Raw genomic sequence first — 22,950 nt, forward strand, 5'->3', positions numbered from 1 at the left:
TTGCCATGAGCGATCAATTTGATGTGCTGATTATCGGCGGTGGCCCTGGCGGATATGTGGCGGCGATTCGTGCCGCGCAACTGGGGCTCAATACCGCCCTGGTGGAAAAACAGCACTTGGGCGGTATCTGCCTGAACTGGGGCTGCATTCCCACCAAGGCCATGCTCAAGGGCGCGGAGGTGGCCCATACCTTGCGGCACCTGGAGGCCTTTGGTTTCAGCGCCGAGAACATTCAGTTCGATATCCAGAAACTGGTGGCCCACAGCCGGGACGTGTCGAAAACGCTCACCGGTGGTATTGCCTATTTGCTCAAGAAAAACGGTGTGACGGTGGTTGACGGCCGTGCCCGCGTGACTGCCAAGGGGCGTGTCAGTGTCACCTCGGCCGAGGGTGAGCGGGCCCTTGGGGCCAAGCACATCATCCTCGCCACCGGCGCCCGGCCGCGCTCGCTGCCGGCGATAGTGCCGGACGGGCAACGCATCTGGAGCTACTTCGAGGCGCTGGTGCCGCAGACCGTACCGGCGTCCTTGCTGATTGTGGGTTCGGGAGCCATTGGCGTGGAGTTTGCCAGCCTCTACCACGACCTGGGCTGCGCCGTGACCCTGGTGGAAGTGGCGCGCCAGATCATGCCGGTCGAAGACCAGGAAGTGGCCAGCCTGGTGCAGCGCGAGTTCGAACAGCGCGGTATCCGGGTGCTGACCCAGGCCACTGTGACCGAAGTATTCAGTGAGGCCGATCAGGCGCGCTGCACCTTGCGCCTGGCCGATGGTCGCGAAGAGGTGCTGGCGGTGGAGCGTGTGCTGCTGGCCGCCGGGATTCAGGCCAACACTGAAGACCTGGGGTTGGAGGCGCTGGGGGTGGAGATTGAGCGCGGGTTTATCAAGACAGACCCCTGGTGCCGCACCAATGTCGCCGGGCTCTACGCCATCGGCGATGTCGCTGGCGCGCCGTGCCTGGCTCACAAAGCCAGCCATGAAGGGGTGTTGTGTGTCGAGAAACTGGCCGGGGTGGACGGGGTTCACCCGCTGGACAAAGCCTTTATTCCGGGGTGCACCTACGCCCGTCCGCAAGTGGCCAGCCTGGGCCTGACAGAAGCGGCGGCCAGGGCCAGCGGCAAGCACCTGAACATTGGCCGATTCGACTATCAGGCCAACGGCAAGGCCCTGGCGTTGGGCGAGGCCAAGGGGTTTGTGAAGACCATTTTCGATGCGGACAGCGGCGAGTTGCTGGGGGCACATATGGTTGGGCCGGAAGTGACCGAGCAGATCCAGGGTTTTGGCATCGCCCATAGCCTGGAGGCGACTGCCCAGGCCTTGAGCCAGGTCATCTTCGCCCACCCGACATTGAGCGAAGCTATGCACGAAGCGGTGTTGGCCGCCAGTGGCAAGGCTCTGCATCAGTAAAAGACAGCGGTTCCGGAGTGTTGGAGCCGCGATTGTTCATCCGCAGAAGGAAGCAGCGATGCAACGTTTTCAGAACAAAGTCGTATTGGTCACCGGCGCCGCAGCCGGCATCGGCGAAGCCACCGCGAGGCGTTTTGCCGATGAGGGTGCGAATGTGGTGTTGGCCGACTGGAACCTTGAAAAAGCCCAAGCGGTGGCCAGCGAGCTACCAGTCGACAAGGTACTGGCGGTGAAGGTCGACGTGTCGAGCATGGCTTCGGTACAGCAGATGATCGACGCAACCATCGAGCGTTTCGGTCGGCTGGATGTGCTGGTCAATAACGCCGGCGTACATATTCCCGGCACCACCCTTGAAACCACGGAAGCCGACTGGCGCAAGATCGCCTCGGTGAACATCGACGGGGTGATTTTCTGCTCGAAGCTGGCGTTGCCGCACCTGATTCAAAGCAAGGGTAATATTGTCAGCACCGCCTCTGTTTCTGGGTTGGGCGGCGACTGGGGCGCGGCGTTCTACTGCGCGAGCAAGGGCGCGGTGGTCAACTTCACCCGGGCCCTGGCGCTGGATCATGGCGCCCAGGGTGTGCGTGCCAACGCGGTATGCCCAAGCCTGACGCGTACGGCAATGACCTGGGATTGGGAACAGTCTATTCGTGACAAATTCAACGAGCGCATCCCGATGCAGCGCGAGGCCTTGCCCAGCGAAGTGGCGGCAGCGATTGCGTTTTTGGCCAGCCCGGATGCGAGTTTCGTCAATGGGGTGAACTTGCCGGTGGATGGGGGCGTGACGGCGTCTGATGGACAGCCGAAGGTGTCCTGAATCGGGCTAGGATTTGCGCCACTGCACAGCACCACGTGCTCTAAGGCGCCCGGGGAGGGCGCCTGGAGTTACCTGGCCATTATCGGTGTGATCTCATGTCGACCCTGCTGTACAGCGCCATCCTGCTGGCGGCTGTGGGCATGAATTTCGGCTGGTCGCTGCGCCGCGCCCGGCGCCATAGCCTCCTGGGAATTTGCTGGCGAGGACGACGAAGCAGACCAGAAAACAATTGAACAGGGCGGCCTCCTCAGAAGGAAAACCCTCGTCTGCTTTTGGCACCGTGCTACCATCGACGCCATGACTTGCAGCAACATAATGTTGCAATGAACTTCAATAATCGGCCTTTCGCTGACTCATGACCTCCCCATTCGACTCGCAATCCGACTTGCCCATGATCCTGGTAGTGGACGATGAGCTGCGTTCGCGCGAATCGTTACGCCGGGTACTCGATCAGGAATTCCAGGTGCTGCTGGCCGAGTCGGCCGGGCAAGCACGCGAACTGCTGGAACAGCATGTGGTCGCGGTGATCCTCTGCGACCAGCGCATGCCCCATGTCAGCGGTATCGAATTTCTCAAGGAAGTGCGCGAGCGCTGGCCGGGGGTGGTCCGCATCGTGCTGTCGGGCTACACCGATTCGGAAGACATCATCGCGGGCGTCAATCAGGCCGGTATCTATCAGTACCTGCTCAAGCCCTGGCTGCCTGAAAACCTGCTCAACACCGTGCGCAATGCGGTCGAGAGCCAATCGTTGCAAAACCATATGCAGCGACTGGACCTGGAACTGCGCGCCGGTACGCCAGCGCTGCGTCGCCGCAGCCGCGAAACCCTGGAGCGGGTACGCGACACCTTCGATTTCTCGCGCATCGTGCGCAGCCCCGGCGGCCCGCTGGATGCGGTCTGTGAGTTGGCCGCCCGGGTCGCCCGCTATGATTTGTCGGTGCTGCTGCTGGGCGAATCGGGCACGGGCAAAGAGTTGCTGGCCCGCGCCATCCATTACGCCAGCCCGCGTGCGAGTAATGCCTTTGTCATGGAGAACTGCGCGGCGCTGCCCGATACCTTGCTGGAGTCCGAGCTGTTCGGGCACAAGCGCGGCGCCTTCACCGGCGCGCATCAGGATCACATCGGGCTGTTCCAGCGTGCCAATGGCGGTACCTTGCTACTCGATGAAATCGGCGACACCTCGCCGGCTTTTCAGGTCAAGTTGTTGCGCGTCTTGCAAGAGGGCGAACTGCGCCCGGTCGGCGCCTCGAGCACGGTACGGGTCGATGTGCGGGTGATCGCGGCGACCCATCGCGATCTGGAGCAGGATGTCGCCACCGGACGTTTTCGCAGCGACCTTTATTACCGGCTGTCCACGGTCAGCCTGGGCTTGCCGCCGTTGCGCGAGCGCACCGCCGACCTGATGCCCATCGCCAAAAAGCTGCTCGACGATGCCCGCCTGGAACTGGACCTGCCAAACCTGCACTTCGCCGACGACGCCCTGGCGAGCCTGATCGGTTACCCATGGCCCGGTAATATTCGCGAGTTGCGCAACGAAATCTACCGCGCCGCTGCGTTGTCGGAAGGCTCGCAAATCGGTGCTCATTCGTTTTCCTGGCGCGTCATGCAGGGCCAGGGACGCAACACCAACGACATACGCCTGTCGCCCCCCACGGGTACGTTGCAAGAACAACTGGACGCTATCGAAGCGACCATACTCAAGGAATCGCTGCTGCGTCACCGCTGGAACAAAACCCATGCGGCCCGTGAACTGGGCTTGTCGCGCGTGGGCCTGCGCCAGAAATTGCGCCGTCTTGGCCTGGAGGAAGCCCGATGAACACCCCATTCCGAGTGCTGTGGCTGCAATCGGGCGGTTGCGGTGGTTGCAACATGTCCTTGCTGTGCGCCGATACCCAGGATTTTTCCGCGATGTGGCGCAGTGCGGGGATTGAGTTGCTCTGGCATCCATCGCTGTCCCTTGAAAGCGGTGATCAGGTGCTGGATATCCTGGAGGACTGCCTGCAAGGTCGCACCCGGCTCGATGCCTTGTGCATCGAAGGCTCATTGCTGCGCGGCCCGCACGGCACCGGGCGCTTTCACATGCTGGCGGGCACCGATGCGCCGATGATCGACTGGGTGCGCAAACTCGCGGCGGTGGCCCAATACACCTTGGGCATCGGCACTTGCGCGGCCTACGGAGGCATCACCGCTGCGGGCAGCAACCCGACCGACGCCTGCGGCCTGCAATTTGACGGTGAGCATCGCGGCGGCCTGCTGGGTGCCGATTATCGGTCGTTGCGCGGCTTGCCGGTGATCAACGTGGCCGGTTGCCCGACGCACCCCGGCTGGGTGACCGACACCTTGATGGCGCTGGCCGCCGGGCTGTTCGCCGAGGCCGATCTGGACGTCATCGGGCGCCCGCGTTTCTACGCCGACCAACTGGTGCATCAGGGCTGCACGCGCAATGAGTTCTACGAATACAAAGCCAGTGCGGAAAAGCCCTCGGACCTGGGCTGCATGATGGAAAACCTCGGCTGCAAAGGCACCCAGGCCCACGGCGACTGCAATACCCGCCTGTGGAACGGCGAGGGCTCGTGTACCCGTGGCGGGTTTGCCTGCATCAACTGCACCGCCCCGGGCTTCGAAGAACCGGGGCACGCGTTTCAGCGCACGCCGAAGCTGGCGGGCATTCCCATCGGTTTGCCCATCGACATGCCCAAGGCCTGGTTCGTCGCCCTGTCGGCGCTGTCCAAGTCAGCCACCCCCAAGCGCGTCAAACAGAATGCGACGTCCGATCACCCGCTGATCGCGCCGTCGGTACGCACCCCCCGCCGTTAGGAGTTTGCATGTCACGTTTGGTGGTCGGCCCATTCAATCGGGTTGAAGGCGATCTGGAAGTACAACTGGACGTGGAAGATGGTCATGTGCGTTCGGCACGGGTCAACGCCACCATGTACCGTGGCTTCGAGCAAATCCTGCTGCAACACGCACCGCTCGATGCGCTGACCTACGCGCCACGCATCTGCGGAATCTGCTCGGTGTCGCAATCGATCGCCGCCGCCCGCGCCCTGGCCGGGCTGGCCGGCGTACAGCCGCCGGACAACGGCCTGCTGGCAATCAACCTGATGGCCGCCACCGAAAACCTCGCCGATCACTTGAGCCATTTCTACCTGTTTTTCATGCCGGATTTCGTGCGCCCGGTGTACGCCGAGCGCCCTTGGTATCCAGACGCGGTGGCGCGCTTTACCCCGCTTCAGGGCAGCCAGCAGCGCCTGGCTATTTCTGCGCGTAAACGCTGGCTGGATTTGATCGGCACACTGGGCGGCAAGTGGCCGCACACCGGCTCGATCCAACCGGGTGGCTCGACCCGCGCCATCGATGCCGCCGAGCGCCTGCGCCTGCTGACCCGCGTTCGCGAGTTCCGGCAGTTTCTGGAAGGCGAGCTGTTCGCCGCGCCGCTGGAGCGTATCAATGGTTTCACCAGCGAAAGCGAGCTCTGGGCATGGCACGCCGAAGCGCTGGGGCAGGGCGATTTCCGTCAATTTCTGCAAATCGCCCTGGACACCGGGCTTGAGCATCTGGGGCCGGGGCCGGGGCTGTATCTTTCCTACGGGGCGTATCCGCGAGCCGACGGCTCGATGGTGTTCCCGCGCGGCCTGTGGAATGGCGTCACCCAGTGTGCACAAGCGCTGGACCTGGACGATATCCGCGAAGACAGCGCGCATGCCTGGCTCGACGACGCTGGCGGCCCGCGCCACCCGGCCGATGGGCAAACCCAGCCGTTGATGGAAAAAACCGACGCGTATACCTGGAACAAAGCCCCGCGCCTGGCCGGCGCGGTGCTGGAAACCGGCGCCATTGCGCGTCAGTTGATTGCCGGCCAAGCGCTGCTGCGCGATGCCGTGGCACGCTGTTCGGCAACGGTTTATACCCGCCTGCTCGCGCGTTTGCTGGAGTTGGCGCAGGTGGTGCCGCTGATGGAAAGCTGGTTGATTGCCCTGCGCCCCGGCGAGCCGTATTACCGCGCCGCAGCATTACCCGACAAAGGCCGCGCGGTCGGCCTGACCGAAGCGGCGCGTGGCGCACTGGGGCATTGGCTGGAGGTGGAGCACGGGAAAATCGCCCGCTACCAGATCATCGCCCCGACCACCTGGAACTTCTCGCCACGCGATGCCCAGGGCCAGCCCGGGGCATTGGAACAAGCCTTGCAGGGTGCTCCCGTGTTACCCGGCGAAAAAAGCCCGGTAGCGGTGCAACATATCGTTCGTTCTTTTGACCCGTGCATGGTTTGCACGGTGCATTGAAAAGGAAATCCCATGGAACGCCTGACCATTTCCCTGGACCGTGGCCTCGCTGAGGAACTGGACGCGCTGATTCGCGACCAGGGTTACCACAACCGTTCCGAGGCCATGCGCGACATTTTGCGGCGGCATATCGAACAGGCGCGTCTGGAGCAAGGCCAGGCGCCGCATTGCGTGGCCAACCTGAGCTTCGTTTACGATCACCATTCGCGCACCCTCACCGAACGGGTGATGGACCTGCAGCACGCGCATCATCACCTGACCATTGCCAGCCAGCATGTGCATCTGGATCACGACAACTGCCTGGAAAGCCTGATGCTCAAGGGCTCGTCCGATGAAGTGCGCGATTTTGCCCATCGCGTGTGCGCCGAACGCGGCGTGCGTCATGGCTCGCTGAACCTGATCCCGGTGGAGCAGGGCGCGAGCCACGAGCAGGCCCACAGTCACCTGCATCTGCACCCTAAAAGCTGACGACCATGGCCCGTAAACCGCCACCCGGCAGCCTCGACGAAGACGCCTGGATCGAAGTCATCGCGAGGATGGACGAGGTCTATTCCAAGCTGGTGCAAGATGAAATCGCCCTGGAAGAGAAGAACGTCGAACTGGAGCAGTCGCAGCAGTTCATCGCCGGGTTACTGTCGTCGATGTCCGACGTGTTGCTGGCCTGCGACCCGCAAGGGCGCATCGAGGAGAGCAACAGCGCGCTGCGCACGCTGGTCGGCCGTGATGAACAGTCATTGTCCGGCAGCCCGGCCTATGTCTTGTTGGCCGACCCCCACAGTGAAACCCAGTTGCGCCAGACCCTCGCCAGCCTGCGCCATCCCAACGCCAGCGCCTCGCTGGAGGTCAACTTCAAGGATGTCAACGGCGCGCCGGTGCCCGTGGACGTCAGTTGCACCGTGCGCAGCACGGGCAATGGACGCTTTATCGGGCACGTGCTGGTGGGGCGACCGCTGGGCGAACTCCAGCACGCGTATCGCCAACTGCACGAGGCCCACGAGGCGCTCAAGCGCACTCAACAGCAACTGTTGCACGCGGAAAAAATGGCCTCGCTGGGGCGCCTGGTGGCTGGTGTCGCCCACGAACTGAACAACCCCATCAGCTTCGTGCTGGCCAACGCGCATGTGCTCGACAGCTATGGCAAACGCCTGCAGCAGTACCTGCAAGCGGTCCACGGCGGCGAGTCGCACGCCGGTCTTCAAGCCTTGCGCCAACAGCTACGCATCGATCCGCTGCTGAGCGATTTGCCGTCGTTGATCGAGGGCAGCATGGAAGGCGCGCAACGCACCGCCGACATCGTCAGCGCCCTGAAGCGCTTCTCGGCGGTGGATCGTGAAGCGCTGGGCGAGGTCGACCTCAATGACGTCATCGAGCGCGCCATCCACTGGGTCTGCCGTGGCGTCGCGCCCGATCTGCAGGTGCATTGGCAGGCCGTTGACACACCGCCGGTGCGCGGCAATGCCGGGCAACTGCTGCAAGTGCTGATGAACCTGATGCAGAACGCCTACGATGCCGCGCAAGCGGCCAACCAGGCCTTGCCGACAGTCTGGATCGAGGTGACCCAGGAGCCGGGCTGGGTCACCCTGCGTTTACGCGACAACGGTGCGGGTATCGCAGAGAAACACCTGAGCCAGGTGTTCGACCCGTTCTTCAGCACCAAGTCCGTGGGCAAAGGCACGGGCCTGGGCCTGTCGATCAGCTACGGCATCATCGAACGCTGTGGCGGTCGGATGGTGGCCGCCAATCACCCCGAGGGCGGTGCGCAGTTCACCGTGACGCTGCCCGAAGCCGGGCCCGCCTGAGCCGATAATCCGGCAGCGGCGCTGGAAGCTCATTGTCCAGTTATCGGCTCGGCTGGACAGTCACTGTCCAGCCGCCATGTTCTGCGAGCGCCCGACCACGCCTGAATGGTACTCGGCACGCAAACTGGCACAGGGTTTGTATGAGGTTTTTTCGTTTCTTCATACTTGAACCCATCTTTCTGGAGTTCGCATGCCCTTGCATCCTGTTTCACCGACTCGTGCGCCTTTGACGTTCAAACATCGCGTCCTGGCCATTTTCGCCGGCCTGGTCGCTGCCAACCTGCTGGCCTGGGCCTGGGCTTTCACGGCCTTCCATGACTATCCGCTGTTGCTCGGCACCGCCTTTCTGGCCTACAGCTTCGGCCTGCGCCATGCCGTGGATGCCGATCACATCGCCGCCATCGACAACGCCACCCGCAAGCTGATCCAGGAAGGCCGGCAGACTGCGAGTGTCGGCCTGTTTTTCTCGCTCGGGCACAGCACCGTGGTGATCCTGGCTTCGCTCGGCATCGCACTGACGGCCACGGCGTTCAAAAGCGAAATCGAAGCCTTTCACGGCCTCGGCGGGCTGATTGGCACCTCGGTGTCTGCCGCCTTCCTGTTGCTGGTGGCGTTGATCAACCTGCTCATCCTGCGCTCGGTGTACCAGGCGTTTGGCCGCGTGCGGCGCGGCGAACGGATCGGCGAGCAAGAAATGAACGCGATACTCACCGGCGGTGGCCCCATCGCCCGACTGTTGCGCCCGCTGTTCCGCCTGATCAGCCGTCCCTGGCACCTGTATCCGCTGGGCCTGCTGTTCGGCCTGGGTTTTGATACCGCCACGGAAATCGGCCTGCTGGGGATCGCTGCGGTGCAAGCCTCGCAGAGCCTGCCGATCTGGTCGATTCTGGTGTTCCCGGCGCTCTTCACGGCCGGCATGGCGCTGGTCGACACCGCCGACAGCGTGATGATGACCGGTGCTTACCACTGGGCACTGGTCAACCCGGCACGCAAGCTCTATTACAACCTGACCATCACGTCCATGTCGGTGTTGGTGGCATTGCTGGTGGGCGGGGTGGAAGTGCTCGGGCTGGTCGCGGCGCGCTGGGATCTGCACGGCGGTGTGTGGGATTTCATCACTGCGCTGACCGACAACTTCGGCATGATCGGCTACCTGATCGTCGGGATATTCATCCTGACCTGGGCCGTTTCCGTGTTGTTCTACCGCTTCAAGGGTTACGACCGCCTGGACGCGACGCTCGCCTGAACCTTCTCTTCCTTTCAGCGCCTGGCGAGGTTCTCTCGCCAGCCACTTGCCAAGCCGGACACATGGTTTCCAGGCTGCATAAATAGTGGAAACAAACATTCCAGTTCGGGTTTGTTACAAGGTGTCTCAATGCGCTCGGTGAAAAAGTAAAAGTCCTTTAAAAACATGTAGATAAATTAATTAGTAAGCAATTTATCTACACCGCGGCGAAATGGCACAGGTCTTGTACTTACCAGATAACTGAACGTCATGGGTTACCCGCATGTTTCCAGCAGCCGTCGCAATCATGCCCAGGCTGCAGCCTCAACACCCCATAGAACTGATGGCCTTTGTAGCCGACGGCATGGCGCCTGACTCACCTGGTCGGGCACAGATTTCCAACACACCGAGTGCAGCCCCCGTTGAAGCACCTTCTCGGGGAGGAGAAATAAAGTAATGGAAACGTTTTACGAGGTGATGCGCAGACAAGGCATCTCGCGCCGCAGCTTTCTCAAATTTTGTTCCTTGACCGCAACGTCGCTGGGGCTGGGCCCGGCATTCATGCCCAAAATCGCCTGGGCCATGGAGAACAAGCCACGCACGCCAGTCCTCTGGCTGCACGGCCTGGAATGCACCTGTTGCTCGGAGTCATTCATCCGCTCCGCGCATCCGCTGGCCAAGGACGTGGTGCTGTCGATGATCTCCCTGGATTACGACGACACCTTGATGGCCGCCGCCGGGCATCAGGCCGAGGCGATCCTTGACGAGGTCATGACCAAGTACAAGGGCAACTACATCCTGGCCGTCGAGGGCAACCCGCCACTGAACCAGGACGGTATGAGTTGCATCATTGGCGGCAAGCCCTTCGTCGAGCAGTTGAAGCGCGTTTCACGCGATGCCAAGGCGATCATTTCCTGGGGCTCCTGCGCCAGTTGGGGCTGCGTACAGGCCGCCAAGCCGAACCCGACCCAGGCCGTGCCGATTCACAAGGTCATCACCGACAAACCGATCATCAAAGTGCCGGGCTGCCCGCCGATCGCCGAAGTCATGACCGGGGTGATCACCTACATGCTGACCTTCGACCGCATTCCTGAGCTGGACCGTCAGGGCCGGCCGAAAATGTTCTACAGCCAGCGCATTCACGACAAGTGCTACCGCCGTCCGAACTTCGACGCCGGTCAGTTCGTCGAGTCCTGGGACGATGACGCGGCGCGCAAGGGCTACTGCCTTTACAAAGTCGGCTGCAAAGGCCCGACCACCTACAACGCCTGCTCGACCGTGCGTTGGAATGGCGGCACCAGCTTCCCGATTCAGTCCGGCCACGGCTGCATCGGTTGTTCGGAGGAGGGGTTCTGGGACAAGGGCTCGTTCTATCAGCACTTGAGCGGCATCAACCAGTTTGGCGTTGAAGCGAACGCGGACGAAATCGGCCTGGTTGCCGGCGTCACCGTCGGCGCAGCGATCACTGCCCATGCCGCCGTCACCGCCCTCAAACGCGCCAGCAACGGCAAAGCGCCCACCACCTCGCCCGACGCCCCAGCGACAAGACAGGAATAAGCACCAATGAGCACCTATTCGACTCAGGGTTTCGACCTCAACAACACAGGCCGACGTATCGTTGTCGACCCTGTGACCCGTATCGAAGGCCACATGCGCGTCGAGGTCAACCTCGATGCCAACAACGTTATCCGCAACGCCGTTTCCACCGGCACCATGTGGCGCGGCCTCGAAGTCATCCTCAAGGGCCGCGACCCACGTGACGCCTGGGCATTCGTGGAGCGCATCTGCGGCGTCTGCACCGGTTGCCACGCGCTGGCCTCGGTGCGCTCGGTAGAGGACGCGCTGGGCATTCGCATCCCGCCGAACGCGCACTTGATTCGCGAGATGATGGCCAAGACCCTGCAAGTCCATGACCACGCCGTGCATTTCTACCACCTGCATGCACTGGACTGGGTGGACGTGGTGTCTGCGCTCAAGGCAGACCCCAAGCGCACCTCGGAATTGCAGCAGACCGTTTCGCCGGCTCACCCGTTGTCTTCGCCGGGTTATTTCCGCGACGTGCAAAACCGTCTGAAGAAGTTCGTCGAAAGCGGTCAGCTCGGGCCGTTCATGAATGGGTACTGGGGCAACCCGGCTTACCAACTGCCGCCTGAAGCCAACCTGATGGCCGTGACCCATTACCTTGAAGCCCTCGACCTGCAGAAAGAGTGGGTGAAGATCCATACCATCTTCGGTGGCAAGAACCCGCACCCCAACTACCTGGTCGGCGGCGTGCCCTGCGCGATCAATATCGATGGCGACCTGGCCGCCGGTGCGCCGTTGAATATGGAACGCCTGAACTTCGTGCGGGCGCGCATCGACGAAGCGCTGACCTTCTGCCGCAACGTGTATGTGCCGGACGTGCTGGCCATTGGCACTATCTACAAGCAAAAAGGCTGGCTGCACGGCGGCGGTCTGTCGGCGACCAACGTGATGGATTATGGCACCTACGCCAAGGTCAATTACGACGACAGCACCAACCAATTGCCGGGCGGGGCGATCCTCAACGGCAACTGGGACGAAATCCTGCCTGTCGACGCGCGCGACCCCGAGCAAGTGCAAGAGTTCGTGACCCACTCCTGGTACAACTACCCGGACAACGACAAGGGCCTGCACCCGTGGGACGGCATCACCGAGCCGAACTACGAGCTGGGCGCCAAGACCAAGGGCACCCGCACCAACATCGAAGAAGTCGACGAAAGCGCCAAATATTCGTGGGTCAAATCGCCGCGCTGGCGCGGTCATGCCATGGAAGTCGGGCCGTTGGCGCGTTACATCCTGGGCTATGCCCATGCCCTCAAAGGCAACCCGCATTGCCAGCGGGTCAAGGAACAACTGGAAGGTTCGCTGCGAGCCGTCAACCTCGACTTGCCAAAAGCCCTGGGCCTGGCAGAAACCAACCTCAGTGCCAAGCAACTGTTGCCCAGCACGATCGGCCGAACGCTGACCCGCGCCCTGGAAGCCGAGTACTGCGCAGAAATGATGGTCGACGACTGGAACGAGTTGATGACCAATATCCGCAACGGCGACCGTGCCACCGCCAACGTCGAAAAATGGGACCCGTCCACCTGGCCTGCCGAGGCCAAAGGGGTCGGCATCGTTGCCGCGCCACGCGGCGCACTCGGCCACTGGATCCGGATCAAGAACGGCAAGATCGAGAACTACCAGTGCGTCGTGCCCAGCACCTGGAACGGCAGCCCGCGTGACGCCAAGGGTCAGATCGGTGCTTTCGAGGCCGCGCTGATGAACACGCCGGTGGCCGTCCCCGATCAGCCCGTGGAAATCCTGCGCACGCTGCATTCCTTCGACCCTTGCATGGCCTGCGCCACCCACGTGATGAGCGAGGACGGCGCGGAGCTGAGCACAGTCAAGGTCAGTTGATCGATTGTTCAACGCTGCATTCGGCAGGCGCCACGGCGCCTGCCCATCCAAAGGTGACGCTATGACTCAACCTACTCAAAGTCCCCTCGACGCGTCGGAATACGTGTACGAGGCGCCCGTGCGCCTGTGGCACTGGATCAATGCCGCCTGCATTGTGGTGCTGGCCATCACCGGCTACTTGATCGGTTCGCCGCTGGCGACCCAACCGGGCGAAGCCAGCGACCATTTCGTGATGGGCTACATCCGCTTTGCGCATTTCAGCGCGGCGTACATTTTCACCATCGCCATGATCGGGCGCGCCTATTGGGCGCTGGTGGGCAATCATCACGCCCGCGAACTGTTCTCGGTGCCGCTGACCAGCAAGGTCTACTGGACCGACATGCTCGCTTGGGTGCGCTACTACCTGTTCATCGGGCCGACGCCAAAACCGATGTTCGGCCACAACCCGCTGTCGCGTTTCGCGATGTTTTTCATCTTCTTGCTGTCCTCGCTGTTCATGATCCTGACCGGCTTCGCGCTGTATGGCGAAGGCGCGCAAATGGGCTCCTGGCAGGAACGCACCTTCGGTTGGGTACTGCCGCTGCTGGGGCAATCCAACAATGTGCATGTCCTGCATCACTTGGGCATGTGGGTGATTGTGCTATTCGTCATGTTCCACATCTATGCCGCCGTGCGCGAAGAAATCAACGGGCGCCTGAGCTTGGTCGGGGCAATGATTTCCGGCTACAAGACCTTTAAAAAATGACCAGATTGGTAGAAACCGCCATGAGTCCTCTCCAACCGACACTGCCGCAGATCACTGTGCTAGGCATCGGCAATCTCCTGTGGGCCGACGAAGGCTTCGGCGTTCGTTGCGTCGAAGCCTTGCAACAGCGTTATGAGTTCGCCGACAACGTGGCGCTGATCGATGGCGGCACGCAAGGCCTGTATTTGATCCAGCATGTCCAGCAAGCCGATTACCTGCTGATTTTCGACGCCGTGGATTACAACCTCGCGCCTGGCGAACTGAAGTTCATCGCCGACGACGATGTCCCCAAATTCCTCGGCATCAAAAAGCTCAGCCTGCACCAGACCGGCTTTCAGGAGGTGCTGATGCTCGCGCAACTGACCGGCCATTACCCGACACGCGTGCTGCTGATCGGTTGCCAGCCGGAAAACATGATGGACTACGGCGGCAGCCTGCGCCCCAGCGTCAGGGCCGCCATGGAAGGTGCGCTGGATGAGGCGCTGCGTGTGCTCGAGGGTTGGGGCGCGGCACCGCACAAGCGCGCTTCGCCACTCGCGGGTGAAGAGGCGGTGACCCTGCCGCACCTCGAACTGCAACGCTACGAAAACGAACGCCCGTCCGAACAGCAAGCCTGCCGGATCGGCGACGAACGCATCCTCGCCAGGCGCGCCTGATATGTGCATCGGATTGCCCATGCAAGTGATCGCGGCCGAGTTGGGCTTCGCCCGCTGCCGCGACCGCCACGGCGAAGAGCGCCGTATCGACCTGTCACTGGTCGGCCCGTGTGCGGTCGGCGACTGGCTGTTGATCTTTCTCGACGCCGCCCGTGAACGCCTCGACGCCCAACGCGCCAGCGAAATCGACTCCACCCTGCGCCTGCTCGAAGCGGCCCTGTTCGGCACGGCCCCGCAGCCCGACAGCGTGCCGGGTTTCAGCCTGCCCTCGGCCATGAACGCCGAGCAACTGGCGGCCTTGTTGGGCCACGCGTCGCCACCCCTTGCGCTTGCCGCGCTCACCCCACCTCAACCGTCAGTCAAGGACCCCACATGAGCGACTCCGCTGTTTTCATGGCGCCCATTCCCGTGACACCCGCCATCCCGGCCTTGATCAGCCGGCTGGTGGAGCAATTCGACGCGACCTGGATCGACGCCGACAACCTCGATGCCTGGCTTGCCGAAGGGGGCGACTGCCTGTTGCTGCTGTGCGGTGACCCGGTACGCCATCCCGAATGCCTGGACGTGGCCGTGGTGTTGCCGGAACTGCGCGTGGAAATCGCGCGCCGCCACCAATTGAGCCTGCGCCTGGGCGTGGTCGGTCGCGCCGATGAAGAAGCCATCGCCGCGCGCTTTGCCGTGCGCCGCTGGCCGTCGCTGGTGTGGCTGCGCGATGCGGGTTACGTCAGCACCTTCAGCGGCATGCTCGACTGGGACGAATACCTGCGCCTGGCGGAAGCTGCCGTGAGCCAAAGCAACGCGCGCATTCCATTGCTTGCCGGTGCCCCAGTCAGCGCCCCCGGAGGTTGCCAATGAACCACGATGCCAATCACCGCGATGCACAAAGCCACGCCGTGGAGTTCGATCCGCTGAACTACATCCCCGTGGTGGATATCGGCCCCGGCTCGCAACCCGACGATGAGGACGTGCTCGAATACATCAGCATGCCTCAGGGCATGTATACCCATAGCATTCCGGTGCTGCCCGAACCTGAAGAGCTTGCGGCGCTGCCCGGTGCGCGGCACGCGTTGCAAGCGTTGCTGCAATGCCTGCGCGACTGCAATAACGGCCTGACCACGCAAAGCGTCGACCTCAGTGGCCTGGAAACAGGCGACCGCAAGCTGCTCGACCAATTGCTGGGCGAAGGCGAGGTCAGCGCGATCATTGCCGCGCAGCCGTCGTTGCGTATCCAGGAATCGATCTTCGCCGGCGTATGGCGCATCTACGGCCAGGGCTACGATCACGTCGAAGTGGGCGCCGCGCCTTCGCAACTGCGCGGCAATGCCCGCGCGGCGGCCCGACCGGCGGATTTCGACTTGTCGTCAGCGTTGCCGCTTGGCGTCATGAACGCCCCGGCGATCCTGACCGAGGTACAAGACCGCAGCCAACACTGGCAACCCGGCGATCAGGTGCATGTCATCAACCTGACCTTGCTGCCGTTGTCCGAACAGGACATCGCCTTCCTCGACGCCTACTTGCCCGCCGGCCCGGTGCGCGCCTTGGCCCGTGGCTATGGCAATTGCCTGATCAGCGCGACCCGGATCCAGAACTGCTGGCGCATCACGTACTTCAACTCACAGGATGCGCAAATCCTCGACACCATCGAAATCACCGACCTGCCGGAAGTGATCTGCGCCGCCCCCGAAGACCTGGCTGACTCACTGGAGCGCTTCGAAGACGTTATCCAGTGGTTCGAAGGGCAGTGAGGTCACGATGAACGAAAAAACCGGCTTCGAAGGCAGCTACGGTGGCGACAACGCCCGGATCAGCGACGCCACCCGCCTGGAATGCAAAATCTGCTGGTGGGTGTATGACCCGCGCGACGGCGACCCGGTCTGGCAGATTGAGCCGGGTACGCCGTTCTCCGCATTGCCGGAACATTGGCGTTGCCCGAATTGCGATGGCGATGCCGAGCAGTTCATGGTGATCGATGAACCTGTCTGAGCGCCAAGACGGCCCGGCGCAGCAGGCACAAACCCTGTGCGCGCACTTCCAGGGCATCGCCGAGACACGCATGCGCGGGTTGCCGTTTCTCAATCAACAGCTGGTGGTCGAGGCGGTGGGCTTCAGCGCGCAAATCGCCGGGGAAAACGCGGCAACCGGGGTGCTGGGTGTTCTGATCAGCCCTTGGTTCATGAACCTGATCTGGCTGCCGGAGAACCGCGACACACTCCTGGCTCAGGGGGCGTCAGGCGAACATCAATTTGGCGGGCAGTGCCTGACCTTCATTGGCGCAGACGGCGAAGGCATCGGTGGTTACGAGAGCTGTTCGCTGTTTTCACCGATGTTTGAATTCGCCGATCAGGACGCGGCCCGGCAAACCGCCGAACAGGTGCTGGCGCTGTTGCGGGATGCGCCCGAACGCGCACCCGAACGCCCGGCCATCAGCCGCCGTGGCTTGCTGTTCGGACGCGTCTCCGGGGGAGCGCAATGACCGCCATGGCAAGCTTGGCGCGGCTCGGCGGCTCATTGCGGGTGCGTCCCGGCCAGCAGCCCGCGATTGTCGGCGGGCGTCCGGCGCTGGCCGCCACCTTGTTGCGCGGCCAGCCGCCACAGACCGCCGCGCACCACTTGCCGTTGCTCTATAGCCTGTGCGGGCAAGCGCACCGCTTGACCGCAGCGTTGGCCGTCAACACCGCACTGCACGGCGAAACCCCCATCGACCCCAACACCCAGCGCATGCTGGAGGCCGAAACCCGCCGCGAGCACGTGCGGCGTATGCTGCTCGAATGGCCGCGGTTGCTGGGTAACCCGTCGGTGCGCCCCGATCTCAGCCAACTGCATGCCTGGGAACACGCCCCGCAACAGGCGATGTCCGCCTGGTTGGGCGAATCGGTGGCGCAATGGCTTGAACGATGGGACGCCGAGCCGTTCAGCGCGCTCGATGAGTGGAGCCAGCGCAGCGATCATTGGCTGGCACACGCCCTGGCCGATTGCCGCGAGGATGCCCACGCCCTGCAACTGCCGGTGCATGCCCTGTCACTGGCCGGCAACACCCAAGCGCTGCAGGTGGTGGCCGCCCAACTGCGAGAGGCCAGCGATTTTGCGTTGCATCCGGTGGCCTTCGGGCTACCCTGTGAGACGGGCAGTTGGACCCGCGCGCGTGAGGCCGACCCACAACGCTACGCCAGCGTCTGGCTGCGTCTGGGCGCGCGCCTCGCCGAACTGGCGCGGCTCTCGCTGCCACGGCCCGCTGGCTTGGCACTCGGCGCATTGGCGTTGGGGCCCGACGAGGCGTTGGCCTGGAGCGAAACGTCGCGCGGCCTGTTGTTGCACCGGGTCTGTCTGGAGCGAATGAATGCCGGTGTGTTGATCCGCGACTATCAGGTCATCGCGCCGACCGAATGGAACCTTCATCCCCACGGCGCGCTGGCCCAGGGTTTGGCGACGATGTCAGCCGGCGATCCGGCCACGCGACGTCGCGCTGAGCTGTTGATCGCGGCTTTCGACCCGTGCATCGGCTTCACCCTCGAGCTAGAAGCAGCATCGAACGAGGACATTATTCATGCATGAAGTGAGTCTGGCGGGCGGCATTCTCAGCGCCGTCGAGGCGGCGGCCAGGCGCGATCCGTTCGTGCGGGTCAGCCGCCTGCGCCTGGAGGCTGGCACGCTGGCCGGCGTTGAAATCGAGGCGCTGCGTTTCGCCCTTGAAGCACTGGCGCCCGGCACCTTGCTGGCCGGCGCGCAAATCGACATTGAACAACCCCCGGGCCAGGCCTGGTGCCTGGATTGCGCCATCAGCGTGCCGCTGATCGAGCGCGGCGCCGGCTGCCCGCAATGCGGCGGCTTTTGGCTGCAACCCACCGGCGGGACTGAATTGCGCATCCTCGACCTGCAGGTCGAGGATCATTAATCGTTTGATTTTGGAGGTACACCATGTGCGTCGTCTGCGGTTGCGGAACCGGACATTCACACGACAAGACCGAAGCTCCGGCCACCGATAGCGATGTGCAGGTCGACGCTACCGGCGACCTGCATTACGGCGCGGGTCAGGCGCGGGTTTCAGTGCCCGGCATGAGCCAGGCCCGCACCATCCGCCTGGAGCAAGACATCCTCGGCGAAAACGACCGGCACGCTGCGCGTAACCGGGAAAACTTCACCGCCCACGGCGTACTGGCCCTCAATCTGGTGTCCAGCCCCGGTTCCGGCAAGACCACCCTGTTGTGCAGCACCCTCATGGCCCTGCGCCAACGCCGCGCCGACTTGCCGCTGGCGGTGATCGAGGGCGATCAGCAAACCCGTCACGACGCCGAGCGCATCCGCGAAACCGGCGTACCCGCGATCCAGATCAACACCGGCAAAGGCTGCCACCTCGATGCCCGGATGATCACCGAAGCCTACAGCCGCCTGCCGCTGCACGACGCGCTGCACGCGGCCGGTCACACGCATCAGCCGTTTGTGCATAGCCACGTTGATCAGCAGCCGCACGCCCACGTACAGACTCAACAGCATCAACACAGCCATCACGCCCATGACGGCGGTGAGCCGGCCGGCATGCTGTTCATCGAGAACGTCGGCAATCTGGTCTGCCCCGCGCTCTGGGATCTGGGCGAGGCGGGCAAAGTGGCGATCCTGTCGGTGACCGAGGGCGAAGACAAACCCCTCAAGTACCCGGACATGTTCGCCGCAGCGCGCCTGATGATCCTCAACAAGATCGACCTGTTGCCGCACCTGGATTTCGACGTGCAGCGCTGCCTGGACTATGCGCGACAGGTCAACCCGCAGATCCAGATCATCCAGCTCAGCGCCCGCGACGGCACCGGGCTGGATGCCTGGCTCGACTGGTTGCTGGCCGGCGCCCCCGCGGTTGACCGACGCGCCGCGCGCATCGCCGAACTGGAAGCTGAACTGGCCCGCCTCAAAGCTCAGGTGGAGGCCCCGCATGCGTAGCGAAAAACTGCCTGGCGCGCAGGTCTGGCCGCCGGTGCTGGCTTGTGGCGCGTGGCTGAAGAACACCGCCTGCCTGTTGCAGGGCGATCAGGTGCTGTGGTCGCCACTCCACGGTGACTTGGGCGACCCGCAAAGCTGCCTGGACCTGGCGGCGTCGTTGAACGCTCTGTTGGCGTGCGCTGAAGTCACGCCGCAAGCCATCGCCCATGACTTGCACCCGGATTTCTATAGCTCGCAACTGGCGGTGACGCTGGCGGAAAAACTCAACGTGCCCGCCGTAGCCGTGCAGCATCACCACGCGCACATTGCCGCGCTGATGGCCGAACATGGCCTCGACGGCCCGGTACTCGGGCTGGCGCTGGACGGCGTGGGCCTTGGCAGCGATGGTGCAGCCTGGGGCGGCGAGTTGCTCTGGGTGGCCAACGATGCCTGGCGCCGACTTGGCTATCTATTGCCGCTGCCGCTGCCCGGTGGCGATGTGGCCGCCCGCGAACCCTGGCGCCTGGCCGCCGCGGCGCTGCACCTGCTGGGGCGCGACGATGAAATCCTCAGGCGGCTCGGGCCGCTGGTCGGCGAACAAAGCGCGAACACTGTCGCGCAGATGCTCGCGCGCAATCTCAACTGCCCGCCGAGCAGTGGCGCCGGCCGTTGGTTCGATGCCGCTGCGGGGATTCTCGGCATCAGCGTGCGTCAACAATTCGAGGCCGAGGCGGCCATTGCCCTGGAGCGTCTGGCCGCTGAATACCTGGCAACCCACGCCGAGCCCGTCATCGACGGCCTGTGGCATCTCCGCGCTGACGGCGTGCTCGATCTGCTCCCGCTGCTGACCCGCCTGTTCGAACTCGCCGACAGCGCACGCAGCGCAGAAGGCGCGGCGCTGTTTCACCTGACGCTGGCCGCCGCTCTCGCTGACTGGGTCGAGCACCAATCCACCACGCTGCCGGTGCTGCTCGGGGGCGGATGCTTCGCCAATCGCCTGCTCAGTGCCCGGCTCACGCAACGATTGAGCGCCAGGGGCTTACCGGTTTTCAGCGCGCAGGCTGTGTCGTGCGGCGATGCCGGGCTGGCCCTGGGTCAAGCCTGGGTTGCCGCGCACTGGCGCGACCCGCAGCGCCAACCCGCTTTGCCATTGAAGGAATCCCAAGCATGTGCCTAGCCATTCCCGCACGCGTGATCGAATTGCGCGCCGGCGATAACGCACTCGTCGACTTGGGCGGTATCCGCAAGGAAATCTCCCTGGCGCTGGTGCCGCAAGCCCAGGTCGACGACTACGTGATCGTCCACGTCGGTTACGCCCTCGGCCTGATCGATCCCGAAGAAGCCCAGCGGACCCTGGCCATGTTCGAAGAGCTGGACCGCCTGCAACCGGAAGCCCTATGAAGTACATCGATGAATACCGCGACGGCGAACTGGCACAACGCATTGCCGAGCGCATCCGCGACGAAGTCCGGCCGGAACGCCAATACCGCTTCATGGAATTCTGTGGCGGCCACACCCATGCGATATCGCGTTACGGCGTGAGCGATTTGCTGCCCGCCAATGTCCGCATGATCCACGGCCCCGGCTGCCCGGTGTGTGTCTTGCCGATTGGGCGTATCGACCTGGCGGTGAAGCTGGCGCTGGAGGACGGAGCGATCCTCTGCAGCTATGGCGACACCCTGCGCGTGCCGGCGTCCGGTGGCCTCTCGCTGCTGCGCGCCAAGGCACAAGGCGCGGATATCCGCATGATCTACTCGCCCAGCGATGCGCTGAAAATCGCCGAGGCCAACCCCGAGCGTGAAGTGGTGTTCCTGGCCATTGGCTTCGAAACCACCACGCCGCCGACCGCCCTGGTGATCCGCGACGCCGCCGCTCGCGGCCTGAAAAACTTCAGCGTGCTGTGCTGCCATGTCCTGACCCCGGCGGCCATCGAGCATATCCTTGCCGCCCCCGGGCAAGATCCGGCGGCGGTGGAGCTGGACGGCTTCGTCGGCCCGGCGCATGTGAGCATCATCATTGGCTCCGAACCCTACGCCGAGTTCGCCCGCCGATACCGCAAGCCGGTGGTGATTGCCGGTTTCGAACCGCTGGACGTGATACAGGCGATTTTGATGCTGGTGCGCCAGGTCAACGACGGGCGCGCCGAGGTCGAAAACGAATTCGTCCGCGCCGTCGGCCGCAATGGCAACAGCGCCGCCCAGACCTTGATGGACGAGATCTTCGAACTGCGTGAGAGCTTCGAATGGCGCGGGCTTGGCGAGGTGCCGTTCAGCGCCTTGCGCATTCGCGCGAAATTCGCCGCCTTCGATGCAGAAAAACGCTTCGACCTGCATTACCGCGCCGTGGCCGATAACAAAGCCTGCGAATGCGGGCCGATCCTGCGCGGCCAGAAAAAGCCCACCGACTGCCGCCTGTTCGGCAGCGTATGCACCCCGGAAAACCCCATGGGCTCGTGCATGGTCTCCAACGAAGGCGCCTGCGCCGCTCATTACGCCTACGGGCGCTATAAAGACATCGAGGTTGTTGCAGTATGACCGGCCGTTCCCCCGTAAAACGCGGTTATGTACGCCCCCTCAATTTTCGCGACGGCGTGGTCGATATGGGCCACGGTGCTGGCGGGCGCGCTTCGGCGCAGTTGATCGAAGAGCTATTTGTCGCCGCCTTCGACAACCCGTGGTTGCGCCAGGGCAACGATGGCGCCGCCTTCAGCCCGGAACTCAAACCCGGCGAACGCATGGTCATGGCCACCGACGCACACGTGGTGTCGCCGCTGTTTTTCCCCGGTGGCGACATTGGCAGCTTGTCTGTGCATGGCACCCTCAACGACGTCGCCATGGGCGGCGCGCGGCCGCTTTATCTCTCAGCCAGCTTCATCATCGAGGAAGGCTTTGCCCTCGCTGACCTCAAGCGCATCGTTGAGTCGATGGGCCGCGCCTCCCGCGATGCCGGGGTGCCGATCATCACCGGCGACACCAAAGTCGTGGAACGCGGCAGTGGCGACGGCGTGTTCATCAGCACCACCGGCATCGGCATTATCCCCAACGGGGTCGACACGGGCGGGCATCGCGCACGCCCCGGCGATGCGATATTGGTGTCCGGCAGCATCGGCGAACACGGTGTGGCGATCATGTCCAAGCGAGAAGGGCTGACGTTCGAGACCGAAATCCTGTCTGACAGTGCGGCGCTGCATGGCTTGGTGGCGCAGATGCTCGCGGTCGCTCCCGGCCTGCGCGTACTGCGCGACCCGACCCGAGGCGGTTTGGCGACCACGCTGAACGAAATTGCCGGTCAGTCCGGAGTCGGCATGCTGTTGGACGAAGCGGCGATTCCCGTGCTGCCGCAGGTTGAAGCCGCCTGCGAACTGTTGGGCCTGGACCCGCTGTACATCGCCAACGAGGGTAAGCTGATCGCAATCTGCGCCGAAGAAGACGCCCAGCCGCTGCTCGACTGTATGCGCCTCAACCCGTTGGGCGAACATGCGGTGCGTATCGGCACGGTCCTTGAAGACGCCCACGGTTTCGTGCAGATGCAGACCCGATTCGGCGGGCGCAGGGTGGTGGACTGGTTGTCGGGCGAACAGCTGCCAAGAATCTGCTGAGGCCCTGAAGCCCTGAGTCAGCAACGAACGGCGGCATCCTCCAGTTGCCGCCATGCGTTCCACAACCCTGCCAAGTCGGCAGGGGGTAAGGCTGAC

Annotated in this window: 25 protein-coding genes; all 25 read left to right on the forward strand. The window is 63.4% G+C overall.

Annotated features, from left to right (window positions below):
* Window positions 1–5: 5 nt before the first annotated feature.
* The 25 genes from lpdA (at window position 6) to hypE (ending at window position 22,854) form a co-directional block, all read left to right on the forward strand.
* Complete coding sequence (gene lpdA / locus PverR02_RS14580) at window positions 6–1,403, forward strand: dihydrolipoyl dehydrogenase (protein WP_079443702.1); 1,398 nt, start codon at window positions 6–8, stop codon at window positions 1,401–1,403.
* A 58-nt stretch (window positions 1,404–1,461) separates the two neighbouring features.
* Entirely contained in the window at window positions 1,462–2,220 is a 759-nt protein-coding gene (locus tag PverR02_RS14585) for an SDR family NAD(P)-dependent oxidoreductase (protein WP_046487322.1), read from the forward strand.
* Window positions 2,221–2,315: 95 nt separating this feature from the next.
* A complete protein-coding gene (locus PverR02_RS32610; protein ID WP_164886992.1) occupies window positions 2,316–2,453 on the forward strand; it encodes a hypothetical protein in 138 nt (45 codons plus the stop codon).
* Between the two features lie 158 nt (window positions 2,454–2,611).
* Window positions 2,612–4,036 carry a sigma-54-dependent transcriptional regulator gene (locus PverR02_RS14590; RefSeq protein ID WP_226926216.1) on the forward strand — a complete coding sequence of 475 codons (1,425 nt, stop codon included), beginning with the start codon at window positions 2,612–2,614 and terminating at the stop codon, window positions 4,034–4,036.
* Window positions 4,033–5,037 carry an NADH-quinone oxidoreductase subunit B family protein gene (locus PverR02_RS14595; protein WP_046484070.1) on the forward strand — a complete coding sequence of 335 codons (1,005 nt, stop codon included), beginning with the start codon at window positions 4,033–4,035 and terminating at the stop codon, window positions 5,035–5,037. The genes PverR02_RS14590 and PverR02_RS14595 overlap by 4 nt, the downstream gene beginning before the upstream one ends.
* An 8-nt stretch (window positions 5,038–5,045) precedes the next feature.
* Window positions 5,046–6,503, forward strand: a complete 1,458-nt coding sequence (locus tag PverR02_RS14600; RefSeq protein WP_079443703.1) for a nickel-dependent hydrogenase large subunit — start codon at window positions 5,046–5,048, stop codon at window positions 6,501–6,503.
* A gap of 12 nt (window positions 6,504–6,515) precedes the next feature.
* The gene (nikR, locus tag PverR02_RS14605; protein ID WP_046383278.1) at window positions 6,516–6,971 is read left to right on the forward strand and encodes a nickel-responsive transcriptional regulator NikR; all 456 of its coding nucleotides are present in this window, start codon (window positions 6,516–6,518) and stop codon (window positions 6,969–6,971) included.
* A gap of 5 nt (window positions 6,972–6,976) precedes the next feature.
* Window positions 6,977–8,302 carry a PAS domain-containing sensor histidine kinase gene (locus PverR02_RS14610; RefSeq protein ID WP_046383279.1) on the forward strand — a complete coding sequence of 442 codons (1,326 nt, stop codon included), beginning with the start codon at window positions 6,977–6,979 and terminating at the stop codon, window positions 8,300–8,302.
* 190 nt (window positions 8,303–8,492) lie between these two features.
* The gene (locus tag PverR02_RS14615) at window positions 8,493–9,548 is read left to right on the forward strand and encodes a HoxN/HupN/NixA family nickel/cobalt transporter (protein WP_079443704.1); all 1,056 of its coding nucleotides are present in this window, start codon (window positions 8,493–8,495) and stop codon (window positions 9,546–9,548) included.
* Between the two features lie 435 nt (window positions 9,549–9,983).
* Window positions 9,984–11,084 (forward strand): hydrogenase small subunit, encoded by a 1,101-nt coding sequence (locus PverR02_RS14620; protein WP_017845590.1) that lies wholly within the window; start codon window positions 9,984–9,986, stop codon window positions 11,082–11,084.
* A 6-nt stretch (window positions 11,085–11,090) separates the two neighbouring features.
* The gene (locus PverR02_RS14625) at window positions 11,091–12,947 is read left to right on the forward strand and encodes a nickel-dependent hydrogenase large subunit (protein ID WP_017845591.1); all 1,857 of its coding nucleotides are present in this window, start codon (window positions 11,091–11,093) and stop codon (window positions 12,945–12,947) included.
* Window positions 12,948–13,008: 61 nt separating this feature from the next.
* Window positions 13,009–13,692, forward strand: a complete 684-nt coding sequence (cybH, locus tag PverR02_RS14630; protein ID WP_046383281.1) for a Ni/Fe-hydrogenase, b-type cytochrome subunit — start codon at window positions 13,009–13,011, stop codon at window positions 13,690–13,692.
* Window positions 13,693–13,712: 20 nt separating this feature from the next.
* Window positions 13,713–14,348 carry a HyaD/HybD family hydrogenase maturation endopeptidase gene (locus tag PverR02_RS14635; RefSeq protein WP_046484246.1) on the forward strand — a complete coding sequence of 212 codons (636 nt, stop codon included), beginning with the start codon at window positions 13,713–13,715 and terminating at the stop codon, window positions 14,346–14,348.
* 1 nt (window position 14,349) lies between these two features.
* A complete protein-coding gene (locus PverR02_RS14640; protein ID WP_079443705.1) occupies window positions 14,350–14,724 on the forward strand; it encodes a HypC/HybG/HupF family hydrogenase formation chaperone in 375 nt (124 codons plus the stop codon).
* Complete coding sequence (locus PverR02_RS14645) at window positions 14,721–15,203, forward strand: thioredoxin domain-containing protein (protein WP_017845595.1); 483 nt, start codon at window positions 14,721–14,723, stop codon at window positions 15,201–15,203. Before PverR02_RS14640 ends, PverR02_RS14645 begins: the two co-directional genes overlap by 4 nt.
* On the forward strand, window positions 15,200–16,093 hold the full coding sequence (locus PverR02_RS14650; protein ID WP_052743351.1) for a hydrogenase expression/formation protein: 894 nt from the start codon (window positions 15,200–15,202) through the stop codon (window positions 16,091–16,093). The genes PverR02_RS14645 and PverR02_RS14650 overlap by 4 nt, the downstream gene beginning before the upstream one ends.
* Window positions 16,094–16,100: 7 nt before the next feature.
* Window positions 16,101–16,331 (forward strand): rubredoxin, encoded by a 231-nt coding sequence (locus tag PverR02_RS14655; RefSeq protein WP_017845597.1) that lies wholly within the window; start codon window positions 16,101–16,103, stop codon window positions 16,329–16,331.
* Window positions 16,318–16,821, forward strand: coding sequence for a [NiFe]-hydrogenase assembly chaperone HybE (gene hybE, locus PverR02_RS14660; RefSeq protein ID WP_079443706.1), 504 nt, complete (start codon window positions 16,318–16,320; stop codon window positions 16,819–16,821). The genes PverR02_RS14655 and hybE overlap by 14 nt, the downstream gene beginning before the upstream one ends.
* Window positions 16,818–17,900: a HoxV gene (locus PverR02_RS14665; protein ID WP_079443707.1), complete on the forward strand. Its 1,083-nt coding sequence runs from the start codon at window positions 16,818–16,820 to the stop codon at window positions 17,898–17,900. The genes hybE and PverR02_RS14665 overlap by 4 nt, the downstream gene beginning before the upstream one ends.
* Window positions 17,893–18,240 (forward strand): hydrogenase maturation nickel metallochaperone HypA/HybF, encoded by a 348-nt coding sequence (locus PverR02_RS14670; RefSeq protein WP_017845600.1) that lies wholly within the window; start codon window positions 17,893–17,895, stop codon window positions 18,238–18,240. The genes PverR02_RS14665 and PverR02_RS14670 overlap by 8 nt, the downstream gene beginning before the upstream one ends.
* A gap of 23 nt (window positions 18,241–18,263) precedes the next feature.
* Window positions 18,264–19,277 (forward strand): hydrogenase nickel incorporation protein HypB, encoded by a 1,014-nt coding sequence (gene hypB, locus PverR02_RS14675; RefSeq protein ID WP_079443708.1) that lies wholly within the window; start codon window positions 18,264–18,266, stop codon window positions 19,275–19,277.
* A complete protein-coding gene (locus tag PverR02_RS14680) occupies window positions 19,270–20,433 on the forward strand; it encodes a Kae1-like domain-containing protein (protein WP_079443709.1) in 1,164 nt (387 codons plus the stop codon). Before hypB ends, PverR02_RS14680 begins: the two co-directional genes overlap by 8 nt.
* Entirely contained in the window at window positions 20,424–20,657 is a 234-nt protein-coding gene (locus PverR02_RS14685) for a HypC/HybG/HupF family hydrogenase formation chaperone (protein WP_017845603.1), read from the forward strand. The genes PverR02_RS14680 and PverR02_RS14685 overlap by 10 nt, the downstream gene beginning before the upstream one ends.
* Window positions 20,654–21,790, forward strand: a complete 1,137-nt coding sequence (gene hypD / locus PverR02_RS14690; RefSeq protein WP_079443710.1) for a hydrogenase formation protein HypD — start codon at window positions 20,654–20,656, stop codon at window positions 21,788–21,790. The genes PverR02_RS14685 and hypD overlap by 4 nt, the downstream gene beginning before the upstream one ends.
* The gene (gene hypE / locus PverR02_RS14695; protein WP_046484092.1) at window positions 21,787–22,854 is read left to right on the forward strand and encodes a hydrogenase expression/formation protein HypE; all 1,068 of its coding nucleotides are present in this window, start codon (window positions 21,787–21,789) and stop codon (window positions 22,852–22,854) included. Before hypD ends, hypE begins: the two co-directional genes overlap by 4 nt.
* Window positions 22,855–22,950 lie beyond the last annotated feature (96 nt).

This window comes from Pseudomonas veronii, assembly GCF_002028325.1.
GTDB lineage: Bacteria > Pseudomonadota > Gammaproteobacteria > Pseudomonadales > Pseudomonadaceae > Aquipseudomonas > Aquipseudomonas veronii.

Bases quoted from the DNA above. Each gene is read 5' to 3' on its own strand.
- PverR02_RS14635 (WP_046484246.1), top strand. From the start codon at position 13,713: ATGAGTCCTCTCCAACCGACACTGCCGCAGATCACTGTGCTAGGCATC.
- PverR02_RS14600 (WP_079443703.1), top strand. From the start codon at position 5,046: ATGTCACGTTTGGTGGTCGGCCCATTCAATCGGGTTGAAGGCGATCTG.
- PverR02_RS14640 (WP_079443705.1), top strand. From the start codon at position 14,350: ATGTGCATCGGATTGCCCATGCAAGTGATCGCGGCCGAGTTGGGCTTC.
- PverR02_RS14620 (WP_017845590.1), top strand. From the start codon at position 9,984: ATGGAAACGTTTTACGAGGTGATGCGCAGACAAGGCATCTCGCGCCGC.
- hybE (WP_079443706.1), top strand. From the start codon at position 16,318: ATGAACCTGTCTGAGCGCCAAGACGGCCCGGCGCAGCAGGCACAAACC.
- PverR02_RS14590 (WP_226926216.1), top strand. From the start codon at position 2,612: ATGATCCTGGTAGTGGACGATGAGCTGCGTTCGCGCGAATCGTTACGC.
- PverR02_RS14655 (WP_017845597.1), top strand. From the start codon at position 16,101: ATGAACGAAAAAACCGGCTTCGAAGGCAGCTACGGTGGCGACAACGCC.
- lpdA (WP_079443702.1), top strand. From the start codon at position 6: ATGAGCGATCAATTTGATGTGCTGATTATCGGCGGTGGCCCTGGCGGA.
- PverR02_RS14610 (WP_046383279.1), top strand. From the start codon at position 6,977: ATGGCCCGTAAACCGCCACCCGGCAGCCTCGACGAAGACGCCTGGATC.
- PverR02_RS14615 (WP_079443704.1), top strand. From the start codon at position 8,493: ATGCCCTTGCATCCTGTTTCACCGACTCGTGCGCCTTTGACGTTCAAA.
- cybH (WP_046383281.1), top strand. From the start codon at position 13,009: ATGACTCAACCTACTCAAAGTCCCCTCGACGCGTCGGAATACGTGTAC.
- PverR02_RS14595 (WP_046484070.1), top strand. From the start codon at position 4,033: ATGAACACCCCATTCCGAGTGCTGTGGCTGCAATCGGGCGGTTGCGGT.
- PverR02_RS14680 (WP_079443709.1), top strand. From the start codon at position 19,270: ATGCGTAGCGAAAAACTGCCTGGCGCGCAGGTCTGGCCGCCGGTGCTG.
- hypB (WP_079443708.1), top strand. From the start codon at position 18,264: ATGTGCGTCGTCTGCGGTTGCGGAACCGGACATTCACACGACAAGACC.
- PverR02_RS14670 (WP_017845600.1), top strand. From the start codon at position 17,893: ATGCATGAAGTGAGTCTGGCGGGCGGCATTCTCAGCGCCGTCGAGGCG.
- PverR02_RS14645 (WP_017845595.1), top strand. From the start codon at position 14,721: ATGAGCGACTCCGCTGTTTTCATGGCGCCCATTCCCGTGACACCCGCC.
- PverR02_RS14585 (WP_046487322.1), top strand. From the start codon at position 1,462: ATGCAACGTTTTCAGAACAAAGTCGTATTGGTCACCGGCGCCGCAGCC.
- PverR02_RS14650 (WP_052743351.1), top strand. From the start codon at position 15,200: ATGAACCACGATGCCAATCACCGCGATGCACAAAGCCACGCCGTGGAG.
- hypE (WP_046484092.1), top strand. From the start codon at position 21,787: ATGACCGGCCGTTCCCCCGTAAAACGCGGTTATGTACGCCCCCTCAAT.
- PverR02_RS14685 (WP_017845603.1), top strand. From the start codon at position 20,424: ATGTGCCTAGCCATTCCCGCACGCGTGATCGAATTGCGCGCCGGCGAT.
- PverR02_RS14625 (WP_017845591.1), top strand. From the start codon at position 11,091: ATGAGCACCTATTCGACTCAGGGTTTCGACCTCAACAACACAGGCCGA.
- PverR02_RS14665 (WP_079443707.1), top strand. From the start codon at position 16,818: ATGACCGCCATGGCAAGCTTGGCGCGGCTCGGCGGCTCATTGCGGGTG.
- nikR (WP_046383278.1), top strand. From the start codon at position 6,516: ATGGAACGCCTGACCATTTCCCTGGACCGTGGCCTCGCTGAGGAACTG.
- hypD (WP_079443710.1), top strand. From the start codon at position 20,654: ATGAAGTACATCGATGAATACCGCGACGGCGAACTGGCACAACGCATT.
- PverR02_RS32610 (WP_164886992.1), top strand. From the start codon at position 2,316: ATGTCGACCCTGCTGTACAGCGCCATCCTGCTGGCGGCTGTGGGCATG.